The following is a 14,685-nucleotide window of genomic DNA, read 5'->3' as shown; positions in this document are numbered from 1 at the left end:
TCCATGGCAGCACTGAATCCTATGCAGTTGACGATAGCCGTATTATCGCTGATGGCAGTGACTTTTTCAGAGCTTCCCTAGCTAACGCCGTGGCGCTCAGGCTTCGCTGTCGCTTTCAGCAAGGTCTACCAACTCGCGCACGGCTACCGCAAACAGCGCAAACCCACCTTCACTGCCACCGCGCACTTCTTCAAGCAAACGGCGCCAGCGGTTATGCAGGTGATCGTGCTGCTCAAGCCACTGATCCACACGCTCTTGAGTGTCACGACTGCCGGCTTCAAGTTTCAGCACGCTGGTGGTAAGCGCCAGCTGCTGACGGTCGATATCATCGCGGAAGGTTTCCCGCGCCTGTACTTGCCACGCGTCACGCACTTCAAGCTGCGTGACCTGCTGGCTCATCCAGGGTAGCTCCAGGCGGCTGCCGATCTCGTAGAACACCTCGGCTACTCGCTGGGGCTTCTCGCTGGTAATCCGCGCAGCCTGAATAATACCCAGCCCAGCATACAGGTTAGGGGCTCCCGCAACCGTTGAGGCCAGCGCTTCAGGCACACCCGCTTCCTGCAGCTCATTACGACGAAGACGCCATGCTTCCAGCTCTTCACCGCTTAACAGCTCACCCATGTCTTCTTGCAACTGCGCCAAGCGAGGACCGAAATACTCGATCGTATCTTGCGTGGAAAGCCCCAGATGCTGGCGCAGGAACCAGCGTGTCGAACGGCGAATCAAGCGCATGAGATCCAGCATCATCGAGTGCTGTACCTTGCTTGGCACTTGATTATCCAGGGCTTCAATCTGTGCCCATAGAGAAAGCAAGTTAAAGCTGTCGCGGGCAATTACGTAGTTACGCGCGATATCGGCCCGACCTGCACCAGTGGAGTCTCTTAACCGGCGGACAAACACGATGCCCATATGATCGACCAGATCATTGGCAACTTGCGTAGCCACAATCTCGCGCTTCAGGCGGTGCTCATACATTTCTGGCTGATAGCGCTCGGTCAAGACTGACGGGAACAGCCGCTCAAGGTGGCGATGAATATACGTATCATCAGGCACATCAGAGGTAATCAGATCACCTTTAAGCGTGCTTTTGGCGTAGGAAATCAGCACCGAAAGTTCAGGCAAGCGCATTCCCTGCTGATTACTGGCACGCTCTTTTAATACGTCATCGGTGGGCAGAAACTCAAGTTCACGATCAATTTGGCCCGCGACCTCCAGCTCACTAATAAAGCGGCGATACGGTCCGATACCCTGGAGAGAAAGAATCTCCGAAAGATCTAGCGCCTGCGCTTGGCGATAGTTATCCAAAATCACCAGATCGGCCACTTCATCGGTCATTTCGGCAAGCAGTTCATTACGCTGCTTCTCGGTCATATCGCCACGCTTGACCACGTCATCAATCAATATCTTAATATTGACCTCGTGGTCAGAGCAGTTGACGCCGCCCGCATTATCGATAAAGTCGGTATAAACGCGCACGCCGTTGGCGGCGGCTTCCATCCGCCCACGCTGGGTAAGGCCCAGGTTACCGCCCTCACCTACCACGCGGCAGTTGAGGTCAGCGCCGTTAATGCGCAGCGCATCGTTGGCTTTATCGCCCACGTCAGCATCGGTTTCATCCGAGCTTTTCACATAGGTGCCGATACCGCCGTTCCAGATCAAATCCACCTTGGATTGAAGCATGGCGCGAATGAGTTCATTGGGCGACAGGCGTTCTTCCTGAATACCAAACACCTGCTGCATTTCGGGGGAAATCGCAATCGATTTGGCACTGCGGCTAAAGATACCGCCGCCCTGAGAAATCAGCTCGACACTGTAGTCTTCCCAGCTGGAACGCGGCAGATTAAAGAGCCGGGTACGTTCAGCGAACGCTGCTTCGGCATCGGGGTTGGGGTCCACAAAGATATGTAGATGGTTGAAAGCCCCGACCAATTGAATCTTATCAGACAGCAGCATGCCGTTACCGAACACGTCGCCAGCCATATCGCCTACGCCTACCACGCTGAACAGATCTTGCTGGGTGTCGATACCCAGGTTCTTAAAGTGGCGCTTAACCGACTGCCAGGCACCGCGTGCGGTAATGCCCATTTTCTTATGGTCATAGCCGTTAGCGCCGCCGGAAGCAAACGCATCGCCCAGCCAGTGACCGTATTCAATGGAGATTTCATTCGCGATATCTGAGAACGTGGCGGTGCCTTTATCGGCAGCCACCACCAGATAGGCATCATCCTCATCGTGGCGCACGACATTTTCAGGTGGCACAACGTCACCACCGTCCAGATTATCAGTGACATCCAAAAGTGCACGGATAAAAATTTTATAACAGGCGATGCCTTCTTTCTGCTGGGTTTCGCGGTCAGCATTTTCCGGCATCCGTTTACACACGAAACCGCCCTTGGCGCCGACCGGCACGATCACCGCGTTTTTAACCTGCTGAGCTTTTACCAGGCCGAGTACTTCGGTACGGAAATCTTCGTGGCGATCAGACCAGCGCAAGCCACCCCGGGCGACCTTGCCGCCACGCAGGTGAACACCTTCCACCCGCGGCGAGCAGACGAAAATTTCGAACATCGGCCGCGGCTTGGGCATTCCAGTGACCTTGGAAGGCTCTAATTTAAAGGCGATGTAGTCTTTAACACGGCCACTCTCTGCACGCTGGTAATAATTGGTACGCAGTGTTGCCTGGATAAGCTCCATAAAGCGACGTAACAGCTGGTCATCGTTAAGGCTGGCCACCGCTTCCAGGTGTTCATTAAGCCGCGCCACACACTCGTCGGTATCATGAGAGACGAGCGTGGGATCGAAGCGCAAGCGGAACATTTCGACCAGCTCTTGGGTAATCGCCGGATAGTTAGCCAGTGTCGCCGCGATGTAATGTTGCGACATACCAAAGCGGATCTGCTTAAGATAGCGCGCGTAGCCACGTAGCATCGCCACTTCATGCCAATCCAACCCAGCGGCAATGATCAGCCGGTTGAAGGCGTCGTTATCGGCCTCGCCCGCCCAGATACGCTTGAAGGCTTCACTGAAGGTTTCACGCATTTCGCCCAGGCTGACATCTTTATTGCCATGTTCAAGCTCAAAGTCATGAATCCAGTAGCGCTGCTCGGGGGCATTAATTTCGTAGGGGCGCTCACCAATAACCCGCAGGCCCAGGTTTTCCATCATCGGTAGCACATCAGAAAGCGGAATCTGTGAGCCTCGGTGGTACAGCTTGAGATTAACCCCACTGCCCTTCTCTTCTAACGGCCGATAAAGCGACAGTGATAGATCATCACCGTTATTGAGCGTTAGCAGATGCTGGACATCAAATACCGCCGTACGCGCGGTAAAATCTTCACGATAGCTTGCTGAAAACGCATTCTGGAACTGCTCCATTTGGTGATTGGCGCTCTCTTCCCCAAACCCTTCTACCATGGCGGCCATCAGCTCATCGCGCCAGCTACGCGCGAGGCGGGCAACCTTGCTTTCCAGGCGTTTAAGGTCGAACTGGCTTGGCGCACTGCCATTGAAACGTAAAATCAGCTGGATACGCGCCAGCACCGACTCAGACAGGTAGGTGTTGAAATCGCCAAAGTGAGCATCAAGCTCGTCACACAGCAGGTTCTGAATACGCTGGCGCAAATCGGTTGAAAAGACATCACGCGGAACGAACACCAAGCACGAGTAAAACTTGCCGCTAACATCGGCACGGATAAACAGGCGTACCTGACGACGTTCGCGAATATCGAGAATGCCCAGCGCAGTATGTGCCAGCGACTCCGTGCTGATCTGAAATAGATCATCGCGAGGATAGACTTCAAGCACTTGTAAAAGCTGCTTACCGTTATGCCCCTGGGGGTTAAATCCGGCGATATCCATCACGGCTTTAAGCTTGCGGCGCAGCAGCGGGATATTGCGCGGCGACTCGTTGTATACCGTTGAGGTAAACAGGCCGAAGAAGCGGCGTTCACCGATGACATTGCCGTCATCGTCGTAACGATCCACGGTGATGTAGTCAGGATAGGTAGGCCGATGTACCCGCGAGTGGTGGGCGCTTTTGGCAAACGAGAGCAGCTGAGGCACCAGCTCGTAGTTACCGTTCTCATCGATGCCTTCTTCAGAACGAATGCGCTCATCGTAGCGCGGCTCGTCCAGGCGGAACACGCCTAAGAGGCTGTTGGGGTCGCGCTGCAACTCACTACCTTCAAGCAGGTATTCGTCGTATCCCAGGAAGGTGAAATTATCTTTCACCAGCCACTCTAAGAAGGCAATGGCTTCTTCGTGGTCATCGGGGTCAATCTGTGGTGGGCAGTTTTTTTCAAGCTCTTGGATCGTGGCGGTGATTTGCCCACAGATCGCGTCGTAATCGCTCACCGCCGTGCGCACATCGCGCAGTACCTGATGCAGCTGCTTTTCGATATTGGAAAGCGCTTCAGGGTCAGTATGACGATCAACTTCAATTACGATCAGTGACTCACGCGCTTCAGGCGCGTTAGCGTCGCGGGGTGAGGCCAACGCCTGCAGTTGGTTCTGTTCATTGCGGGCAACGGCAAACACGGAGTTCTGGATCGCATGCACGGTAAGACCGCGGCGATTCAGCTCAATGCGCACCGAATCGACCAGAAACGGCATATCCTCATGCAATATCGCCACAAAGGTATGGGTCGACTGCCAGCCGTTTTCTTCAAAATCAGGATTAAACACGCGCACTTTAGGGCGTTGGGCATCGTGGTGCTGTAGAAACTGCCAAATGGATAGCGTGGCGCCGTACAGGTCATCCAGGCGACGATCGATAAGATCCTCTACCGGCACGCTTGCGTAAAATCGTCGTGCAAACGCTGATATCGCCGTTGCTCGGTCCGGTTCCAGCCGCGCTTCCAAGCGCTCAAAAAGCTGCTTCAAAAGGTCTTGCCGACTCTCTTCACTCGCAACGTAATCCATCCATCACCTCGACTGCCGGGGCCACATTTGGCCAAAAAAACGTAGGACAATAGGCCTTTAGGCCAATATAACGACTAGCTTACGCTACCCAGGGTCGCCACTCTATCCATCTGACATGTTCTTCATGGTGTATGCCACTTTCGCATCATGCGCCCTCTTGATTAATCTCGCGTCGCGTGAGCCATACACCACATTCACAATGGTTGGTGAACGGAAACTGGTCAAATAATGCAAAACGCTCTATCTGATGCGTTTTAGTAAGCAGCGCTAAATTTTCGGCAAGTGTTGCCGGGTTGCATGAAATATAGACGATCTGATCATATTCGCTGATCTGCTCGCAGCTCTGGGCGTCCAGGCCTGCGCGAGGCGGGTCTACCAACACGGTGGAGAAGCGATATTCGTCCAGCGCCATTTCGGCCACACGACGCCCCCCTTTCTCACCTTTGAGCGCCAGGGCAAACTCTTCAGCCGACATGCGGACTACATGCGCATTGGTGATGTTATTGGCGTCAAGATTGACGTTGGCACTAGCTACCGACGTGCGCGAGATTTCGGTCGCCAATACGCGCCGAAAATTATCGGCCAGAGCAATGGTGAAGTTGCCATTGCCGCAATAAAGCTCCACCAGATCTTCTGTCTGGCGGCCTGCGGTGACTTCCCGCGCCCAGCTCAACATTTTCTGGCAGATATGCGCGTTTGGCTGGGTAAAGCTATTTTCAACCTGCTGATAATCGAGCGCTCGCCCATCAACCGTTAGACGCTCCCAGACGTGGTCACGGGTTAGCACTAAGCGCTGCTTGCGCGAGCGGCCGATAATCATAATGCCAAGCTCGGCTTCCAGGGCGCGCGCTTCTTGCTCCCAGGACGCTTCCAGCGGGCGGTGATAAACCAGTGTTACCAGCGCCTCGCCTGACAGCGTAGTGAGAAACTCCACCTGAAAAAGCTTACGTCGCAACTCATTACTGGCTAAAAAAGCCTTGCGCAGGCGCGGCATTAACGCGTTGATGGACTCGCTCGCGACATCAAACTGATCCAGGCGTACCACGCGCTTGTTCTTAGGGTCGGCAGGGTCGACCTCGAACATGGCGTAGAAAAGGTCATCACCTTCGTGCCATATCCGAAACTCACAGCGCTGACGGTAATGGCTCGGCGGCGAGGCAAACACTTCAAGCGCAGGCGGATTAAACACCGCAAAGGTGCTTTCCAGGTATGCACGCTTCTCGGCGAGCTGCTCGTCATAACGTTCGGGGTTTATCACGGGGATAGCCAAGTCGGCGCCTCTTTTTCAAAAACGGTATTAATAACGATGCTAATAACAGTCGTGTCGGCTCAGGCTGAAAATACGCGCCCTAGGCGCTTAATTCCAGCCAGCCTGGAGTGTAAAAGCCGTACTGGGAAAAGCCTTCGCCGAGTGCCTCAGCAGAAGCAGTGGTAAAAAAGCGGCCATCCTGCCCGTTTTTTAACGCCGGGGCGATCTGGCCAACGCGCCGGGCAATGGCATCGCCGGAATCAACCCAACTCACAGGCGTTGGCGCAAGCGCCTCAAGCCAAGGTTTGAGTAGGGGGAAATGAGTGCAGCCGAGTACCACGGTGTCCACGGGCAGCTGATGGTCGACCGCTTGCCAAAGGGGGTATAGGGCTTGCTGAAGTCGTTCGCGGTTGGGAGAAACGCCGCCAAGTAGCGCCTCGGCTTCAAGCACCAGCGCGTCTGCCGCGACTCGGGTAATGATGCAGTCGCTGGCAAAACTCTCGATAAGCTTTTGCGTATAAGGCCTGCTTACCGTCGCACGGGTGGCTAGCAGGCCAATATGGCGCGTTTGACTGATGGCAGCAGCGGGTTTTATAGCGGGCACTGTGCCGACCACGGGAATCGTTAGGGCTTTGCGCAGGCCATCGAGTGCAAGCGTGCTGGCAGTATTACAGGCGACCACCAGAACGCTTGGCTGGCAGGCCCGAACAGCAGCTTGGCAAACGGCCACGATGCGTGCCGAAAGCGTGATGTCATCGCGCAGCCCATAGGGCATCCACGCGTTATCACAGGCGTAGCACATGGCCGTATTGGGGTAATGCTGGCGTAGCGATCGAGCCACGGAAAGCCCGCCTACGCCTGAGTCAAAAATCAGCACAGGGCCAGTCATTACTGCCCCTTTGCCTTTTGTTGGGCCTTAGCCTTTTGTTTGAATAGGTACACCTGCTTCTCCTTCAGCCGCTCAGTCACGGGGCGCTAGTTTAACACGCCCCGCTGGCCGCTGAAGGAAGCTTCGTGACTAGACCGCTTAGCTAGACCGGAGGCACTTCCGCACCGCGTAGTTCAGCATAAAGTTCTGGGTAAGCTTGCTGCAGGCGCTCAAGATCCTGCTCGGCACCTTCCGGCAGGGCGTGCAGCAACTCTTGCATGTCTTCTTGAGTAAAATGCTGATCTATCAGCGGAAAGAGGCCTTCACGCTCATGACGAAGATACGCCCGGTGCGCTTCAAGATAATCGCCCAGGTCCTCTGCAAAACGATCCATAGGCAGAATATTATCCATCAGGATCGTATCGATGTTGTCCGAAAGCTGCTGTAGCCGAGGCTTGAGCTTAAGGTAATCACTTGCCATCTGCTCCATTAGCGCCAAATGTTCAGGCGCTTTAGTCTCCAGACGGTCAACGCATATACGCTCTAATGGTGCAGCAAAACCTTCCATGTAGGCCAGAATGTAATCCACTACTTCACGCATCAGCTGAAAATTAGGCCGCTCGCCCACGGCCAGCGTTTTTTGTTTAAGCTGCAATACATGGAGCATTCGCGCCATGTTGGCATGATCTAGACGCAGTTGGTTTAACATCGTGCCGTCTCCTTGGTTGTGTCATGCCGGCCGCCGAATCCATAAGTGGCGTGGGCACGCAATTATAAGCGGGTTCACTACACTATGTTTATAAGACACTATGTTTACAAGACGCTATGTTTACAAGACATGTTTACACAAGACATGCCTATACACGATATACCCATACACGATGGCTAAGCACTTAAATCATGTGTGTTAATCAAATGCTTCAGGCTAGTTTTTCAAGCTAGCTCTGCCAATAAGTACACCAAATAAGCACTTTCGATAAGTACGATGGCTAGTGTCACCATGCACTTAAGACACTACCCTAGCAAGCGTATTGTTCGTATCATTTTGTAATGAGGGTTATGCAAAAGGTAGCCTGACAATGCGCCGTTTACCATACACACTTGTAGCTACTTTGCTGCTCAACGTCTAGATTTACAACGGAAGTTTACATGGACCTGTTTGACTCTCAGCGCTCAACACCCAGCGATGATGCCCCGCTCGCCTACCGGATGCGCCCGCAAACGCTAGATGACTACGTAGGCCAACAGGCGCTGGTGGGGCCCGGCAAACCGCTTCGCCGTATGGCAGAGGCGGGCCTTGTCCGTTCAATGATTTTATGGGGGCCTCCCGGCGTTGGTAAAACGACGCTTGCCGAACTGCTCGCTCATGCCTCCAATGCTCAGCTTGAGCATTTAAGCGCGGTAATGGCCGGGGTAAAAGAAATACGCGCGGCGGTGGAGCGCGCCCAGCAGCAGACTTCTCCGGTTATTCTCTTTTTGGATGAGATTCACCGCTTAAACAAAAGCCAGCAGGATGCGCTGCTGCCCCACGTTGAATCTGGCCTGTTGACCCTGATCGGCGCGACAACGGAAAATCCGTCGTTCGAGGTTAACTCCGCCCTGCTTTCACGCGCTCGCGTTTACGTGCTTAAAGCGCTCGACCAAGAAGAGCTGGTCAGCGTGATGCGCCAAGCGCTGAGCGACGACCAGCGCGGGCTTGGCAAGCGTAATATCCACGTTGATGACGAGGTACTTGCGGCCCTGGCGCATGCAAGCGCTGGCGATGCCCGACGGGCCTTGGGCCTGCTGGAAACCGCGTGTGATTTTACCCAGCCGGAAAATGGCCAGGAAGTGCTGCCCATGGCGGTATTGGCGGATGTAATCGGCCATCAGGCAAGCGCGTTTGATAAGCAGGGTGACGCCTATTACGACCTGCTCTCGGCTATTCATAAATCAATACGCTCATCACGCCCAGACGCCGCTCTACTCTATATGGCGCGGTTTATGCAGGGGGGTGGCGACCCGCTGGACGTGGTGCGAAGGCTTGCCGCGATTGCCTCAGAAGATGTCGGTAATGCCGACCCAAGGGCGCTGCCGTTGGTGATAGCCGCCTGGGATGCTTATCTGCGTTTAGGGGATTATGAAGGCCAGCGTGCGATTGCTCATGCGGCCATTCATCTGGCCGTGGCGCCAAAGAGTAACCGGATTGATCGCGCCTGGAAGGCCGCCAAGCAGTTTGTAAGCCAACAGCCTCAGGTAGAGGTGCCCACCTATTTACGCAATGCACCTACCAAGCTAATGGAGCGGCTAGGGCATGGTGAAGGCTACCGCTACGCCCATAACGAGCCGGACGGCTACCCGGCTGGCAGCGCGCATAACTGCTGGCCGGAGGACTTACCCCAGGCACGCTTTTTTGAACCCAGCGCGCTTGGCCAGGAAAAACGCTTTGCTGAGATTATGGCGTGGCGGGAAAGCCGCGACCAGGAAGCAGATCAGGCGCCCTAGGGCGCCTGATCGTTATTGTTACCACTTACTATTCACAACTCACCAATCACAACTCACTAATCACAACTCACTAATCACAACTCACTAATCACCACTAAAACTCTTCACGGATGACGTCGGTTCCCTCAGGAATATCAAAGTTAAACAGGCTACGATTGATAGAGCCGTTACGGATTATATCGCTAAAGGTAATCATGGTTTTCTGGCCGGTGCTGTCCATCATCCACAGCTCAGTCAGGGTTTCGTTGTCAAACACCAGGCTCAGCTCTTCAAACAGCGTATCTGCAGAGTTAGGCACCAGTGTAAAGATGTCTTCGCCGCCTTCCTGCTCATACACCACATCGTAGCTTTCGGTCAGATCACTGACATTGCCCGAAAGCAGTAGTGCCGGCGTATGCGTTACACGGTCATCCATCGGCTGAACCGTCACCTGCTCAAGATCCGGGTCGTATAAATACACATCGTTACCGTCGGATACCACAACCTGCGAATAAGGGGCTTCTACTTCCCAGCGCAGCATGCCCGGGCGTGAAAGCCACATTTCACCACGTGCATTCTGCAAACGCTCGCCAGCACCATCGAGAATTTTTTGATCGAAGGTGGCCTGATAGTTTTCCAGCGGCTCAAGCCGTTCAGTCAGGCGTTCAGCGGCATCGTTCGCCCAAGCAGCCGGGGCAGCAAACGTTAAGCCAAGGGCGGCAGCCGCCAATGATAATGGTGAAGAAAGCAGAGTTTGCGTATCGCGCATAGAGATCTCCCTGGGCATACGTTGTCAGATTCAATAGACATACGCTGCCGAATTAAAACAGTACTTAAAATCGTACTGAGGAATCGTACTGAGGACCGTCAACAACGTCCATGTGGTTAGTCAGACGCAAAACGCGCCGCAGGGTTTCACCTGCGGCGCGACTTTCACGCTTATTGCACGATTAACCGGCGCAGCATCAGCGCGCAGCCGCCGGTGCCAGCACTTCACGGGCACCGTTGGTTCCCATTGAGGAAACAACGCCAGCCATTTCCATGGCATCAACCAGGCGGGCGGCGCGGTTATAGCCAATCTTAAAACGCCGCTGCACCGCTGAAATTGACGCTTTACGGGTTTCGGTCACGAACTGAACGGCCTCGTCATAAAGCGCGTCCTGCTCAGCGTCGTCGCCTTCACTGCCTTCGGCTTCAAGGCCGGTCAAGGCATCGGCTGACACGCCGCCCGAAAGAATCTCCTCAATGTACTCAGGCTCTCCGCGACGCTTCCAGTCATCGACTACGCGGTGCACTTCGTCATCATCCACAAATGCGCCATGCACCCGGTTAGGCGGGCCGGAACCCGCGGGCAAATACAGCATATCGCCGTGGCCCAGCAGGCTTTCAGCACCGCCCTGATCGAGAATGGTGCGTGAGTCTATGCGTGAAGAAACCTGGAACGCCATGCGCGAGGGAATATTCGCCTTGATCAGGCCTGTTACCACGTCCACCGAGGGGCGCTGGGTGGCCAGGATCAAGTGTATACCCGCAGCCCGGGCTTTTTGCGCCAGGCGGGCGATCAGCTCTTCGACTTTTTTACCGACGATCATGAACATATCGGCAAATTCGTCGATCACGACGACGATATATGGCAGCTTGGCAAGTACCGGCGGCGGCTGATGCATTTCCCAGGGCTGCGGCTCCCATAAGGGGTCAGCTACCTGAGCGCCCGCGCGCTCTGCTTCATCCAGACGCGCATTGAAACCAGCAATATTACGAACGCCCATGGCCGCCATCAGCTTATAGCGACGCTCCATTTCGGCCACGCACCAGCGCAGGCTGTTGGCGGCTTCTTTCATATCCGTCACGACCGGCGCCAGCAGGTGTGGAATACCGTCGTATACCGAAAGCTCCAGCATCTTGGGATCGACCATGATGAGCTTCAACTCATCGGGCTTGGCCTTAAGCAACATCGAAATCAGCATTGCGTTAACGCCGACCGATTTACCCGAACCGGTAGTACCCGCCACTAACAAGTGGGGCATTTTGCCCAGGTTGGCAATCACCGGGCCACCGCCGATATCCTGCCCTAGCGCCATAGTGAGCGGCGATGTTTCCTGCTGAAAACGCTCGGAATCGATGACTTCGCGCAGGCGGATCATGGCTCGATGCGGGTTGGGAATCTCGATCCCGACAGTCGGCCGCCCAGGGATGACTTCCACCACGCGTACGCTTTTCACCATCAGCGAGCGGGCCAGGTCTTTGGCAAGGTTGCTTATCTTGGAAGCTTTGACACCTGCTGCCGGCTTGATTTCAAACCGGGTGATAACCGGGCCGGGCCAGGTATCGACCACTTCTGCTTTGACGCCATACTCGCGCAACCGCACTTCTAGAAGCTCGGCCATATCGGCAAGCTGTTCTTCCGTGTAGTTAGGCTGATGCGGTTCAGCGGGTGTCAGCAATTGAAGGCTGGGCACCTCGCCTTCGGGCTCAGGCAGCGTTTCAAAGGCTGGGCGCTGGCTCTGCAGATGCTCGACCGTCCAAAGCGTTGGGCCGCTGTCCACCTCACCTGCCACGTCGTCAGCCGAGAAAGTGGGCTCATGGCGTGCAGCGTTTGTCGGCATTGGCGTTGGCGTTGGCGTTGGCGTTGGCGTTGGCGTTGGCGTTGGCGTTGCAGCCAGCATCACATCGTCTTCGTCATCTTCCCATACCGGCTCGGGAACCACTTCAGGCACGCGTTCACGACGCGGCTCGGCTGTCAGTGAAGGCTCAGAGCGCGCGGCCTCGTCAAGCGGCTCAGCATCGCTTAATGTGGGCTCAGAGCGGAACGGTACGCCGCGGGACACAGCAGGTTCTTCGCTGTGCCACTCGCCACGCTGCCTCTCATCGTTATAGTCGTCGCTCTCGTCCTGCTCATCCTGTGCGCTTTGCTCGTCTTCTGGCGCATCGTCAGCCTCTTCCTGGGCAAAGAAGTGCTTGGCAATGGGCACAGCGGCGTCTTCTTCGCGAGAAGCCCGCATCATCATCGATGGCTCGGCCTGCTCGCGCGCTGGCTCAACAGTAGCGGTAGGCGCTTCAGCGGCAGGTTCGTCTTCTGGCCCCCGTGAAGACACCGCAGGCGAAGGTGTCAGAGCTGGCTCTTGGGTACGAGCCGCGAAAGCATCCGCACGAGGTGTGTTCGGTACCGATACGCTCGGCTCACGAACTTCAGGCGTTATTTCTGGGGTTCTCTCCGGAGTTCTCTCCAGGACTCTATTCGGGCTAGCCGGTGCGGGCTCTGGTTCAGCCTGAGGCTTGAGCGCTGGCTCAGGCGCTAACGTTGGCTCTGGCGCGCTGGCAACGGCGGGCTTAGCCGGTGTTTTCACCGCTGGCTCTGCCGCTGCAAAAGCGGCGGCCTCCCAGGGAATGGAGGTGTCGGTTGGTTCAGCTTTTCGCGCCTCAGACGGTGCTTCGCTCTGGCGATTGATATCATCCGCAACATCCGCCGAGAAGCCAGGCTCTCTGCGCTCACGGCCCGTATCACGCTTGGGCTTAGGCGCCCGCGTAGGCTCTTCCTCTTTTGGCGCGGGTTTTAAAGAGGCACGCAGCGCGGCTCGTTCACGACGTTTCTCACGGCGCTTTTCCCTGCGCGAACTAAACCAGCCGCCTACCCGGCATAAACGACGCCCTACTTCATCGGCCACCTGCAGCCACGACATGCCGCTAAACAGCGGGAACCCGATTAGGATCAAGGCTGCGGCAATCAGGCCCACGCCTCCACTGCCCACCAGGGGCTTGAGCGTACCCACCAGCCCTTCGCCTAAAATACCGCCGGAGGCATAGGGCAAAATGCTGTCAGGATGATAAAAATGCAGCGCACCGAGCATGGTAGTGCCAAACATCAGCAGCACGAGACCACCGGCGTGCACGGCAATGGCAACCGGATCTAATTCAAAGCGCACCTGACGCGAGCGCATCAGCCACCAGGCAGCAAAGCCAAACATGCCCGGCCACCAGAGCGCACTCGCCCCCAGGAGCGAATAAAGTACATCCGCCAGCCAAGCACCGACGGGCCCCATCCAATTGCGAACATCCGTTTCCGGCCCCTGGTAAGACCAGCCCGGGTCTTCCGGCTGGTAGCTAAACAGTGCTAATAATAAAAAAACACACAGCGCGAGCAGTACCACCACTACGCCTTCACGCACCGAGCCCTGTAAACGCAGGCCAACCCGGCGAGCTTTATCTTTCGCGGCTTTAACCCGCGCAGAAGAGGCTGAAGATGGTGCTTGACGCGAATTACGCTGCGTTCGCTTGTCTACCGCCTTATTCACTTTCAAGCGATTCTCCCTTTACACCTCAATGGCGTCTTTAATCCACTTGCGAGTTTGCATCATACCGAGCATCCTTCCGCCGTCACAGAGCTTCTCTACAAGTGCTCAGTAACAGGAGCAAATAATGCTACCTTGGCTTTCTTCGCCATATCCAATATTTCCATCTACCGCCATTGCGCTGGATTCGCCCAATGGCCTGCTGGCCGCGGGCGGCGATCTTTCTCCGCACTGGCTGGTAGAAGCGTACCGTCGCGGCATCTTCCCATGGTACAGCGATGATGACCCCATTTTATGGTGGAGTCCCGATCCGCGCATGGTACTACGTCCTGAGCAATTCAAGCTGCGCCGTAGCTTAGCAAAACGGCTGCGCAATGGGGGGTTTGACGTTACCCTGAATCAACATTTTGAGCACGTAATTAATGCCTGCGCCGCGCCACGCGATGAAGACACCGGCACCTGGATCACCGACGACATGTACAATGCCTACGTTACGCTTCATCGTCTAGGGATTGCACACAGTATCGAGGTACATCAAGCGGGCCAATTGGTGGGCGGCTTGTATGGGTTGGCGATGGGGCCTGTGTTTTTCGGGGAATCCATGTTCTCCAATGCGCCTGATGCCTCCAAAATAGCGCTTGCCCGCCTGGCAGGTGCCATGCAAGCCCATGGCGGTAAGCTGATTGACTGTCAAATGCATACGCCGCACCTTGAAAGTCTGGGAGCAACAACAGTCGCCCGCGAGACGTTCATCAACTATCTTGAACAGTGGCTGCCCGAAACGGCGTTTAGCGTCTCATCGTCGTTTGCTGGAGCACCATCGGTGCCTGCATCCCCATGGCTTCAGTCGATAGCAAGCCACGGCGATTCATAATGCTGGCAAAGCCCTGGTTTAT

The 14,685-nt window shown here is 55.5% G+C and carries 8 protein-coding genes; 2 read left to right on the top strand and 6 right to left on the bottom strand.

The features are described 5' to 3' along the window. Positions 1 to 96 precede the first annotated feature (96 nt). The 4 genes from INT33_RS18200 to INT33_RS18185 form a co-directional block, all read right to left on the bottom strand. Complete coding sequence (locus tag INT33_RS18200) at positions 97 to 4,920, bottom strand: NAD-glutamate dehydrogenase (protein WP_193092661.1); 4,824 nt, start codon at positions 4,918 to 4,920, stop codon at positions 97 to 99. A gap of 145 nt (positions 4,921 to 5,065) precedes the next feature. Continuing rightward, positions 5,066 to 6,190 carry a tRNA (uridine(54)-C5)-methyltransferase TrmA gene (gene trmA / locus INT33_RS18195; RefSeq protein WP_193092660.1) on the bottom strand — a complete coding sequence of 375 codons (1,125 nt, stop codon included), beginning with the start codon at positions 6,188 to 6,190 and terminating at the stop codon, positions 5,066 to 5,068. 79 nt (positions 6,191 to 6,269) lie between these two features. Next, a complete protein-coding gene (gene murI, locus INT33_RS18190; protein ID WP_193092659.1) occupies positions 6,270 to 7,058 on the bottom strand; it encodes a glutamate racemase in 789 nt (262 codons plus the stop codon). A gap of 142 nt (positions 7,059 to 7,200) precedes the next feature. Next, complete coding sequence (locus INT33_RS18185; RefSeq protein ID WP_193092658.1) at positions 7,201 to 7,746, bottom strand: hemerythrin domain-containing protein; 546 nt, start codon at positions 7,744 to 7,746, stop codon at positions 7,201 to 7,203. Between the two features lie 440 nt (positions 7,747 to 8,186). Here INT33_RS18185 and INT33_RS18180 point away from each other — a divergent pair, with 440 nt between their 5' ends. Then, entirely contained in the window at positions 8,187 to 9,521 is a 1,335-nt protein-coding gene (locus tag INT33_RS18180; protein WP_193092657.1) for a replication-associated recombination protein A, read from the top strand. Between the two features lie 94 nt (positions 9,522 to 9,615). Here the strand turns inward: INT33_RS18180 and lolA are convergent, their stop codons facing one another. Continuing rightward, complete coding sequence (lolA, locus tag INT33_RS18175) at positions 9,616 to 10,269, bottom strand: outer membrane lipoprotein chaperone LolA (RefSeq protein ID WP_193092656.1); 654 nt, start codon at positions 10,267 to 10,269, stop codon at positions 9,616 to 9,618. Between the two features lie 196 nt (positions 10,270 to 10,465). After that, positions 10,466 to 13,798 (bottom strand): DNA translocase FtsK, encoded by a 3,333-nt coding sequence (locus INT33_RS18170; protein ID WP_193092655.1) that lies wholly within the window; start codon positions 13,796 to 13,798, stop codon positions 10,466 to 10,468. A 118-nt stretch (positions 13,799 to 13,916) separates the two neighbouring features. On the opposite strand from INT33_RS18170, the gene aat reads away from it, so the two are divergent. After that, positions 13,917 to 14,663 (top strand): leucyl/phenylalanyl-tRNA--protein transferase, encoded by a 747-nt coding sequence (gene aat / locus INT33_RS18165; RefSeq protein ID WP_192538950.1) that lies wholly within the window; start codon positions 13,917 to 13,919, stop codon positions 14,661 to 14,663. Positions 14,664 to 14,685: the final 22 nt, after the last annotated feature.

It is taken from the genome of Halomonas colorata, from assembly GCF_014897985.1.
Classification (GTDB): domain Bacteria; phylum Pseudomonadota; class Gammaproteobacteria; order Pseudomonadales; family Halomonadaceae; genus Vreelandella; species Vreelandella colorata.
Note: the sequence above shows the minus strand (reverse complement) of the source record. Positions and strands in the feature narration are given on the sequence as shown.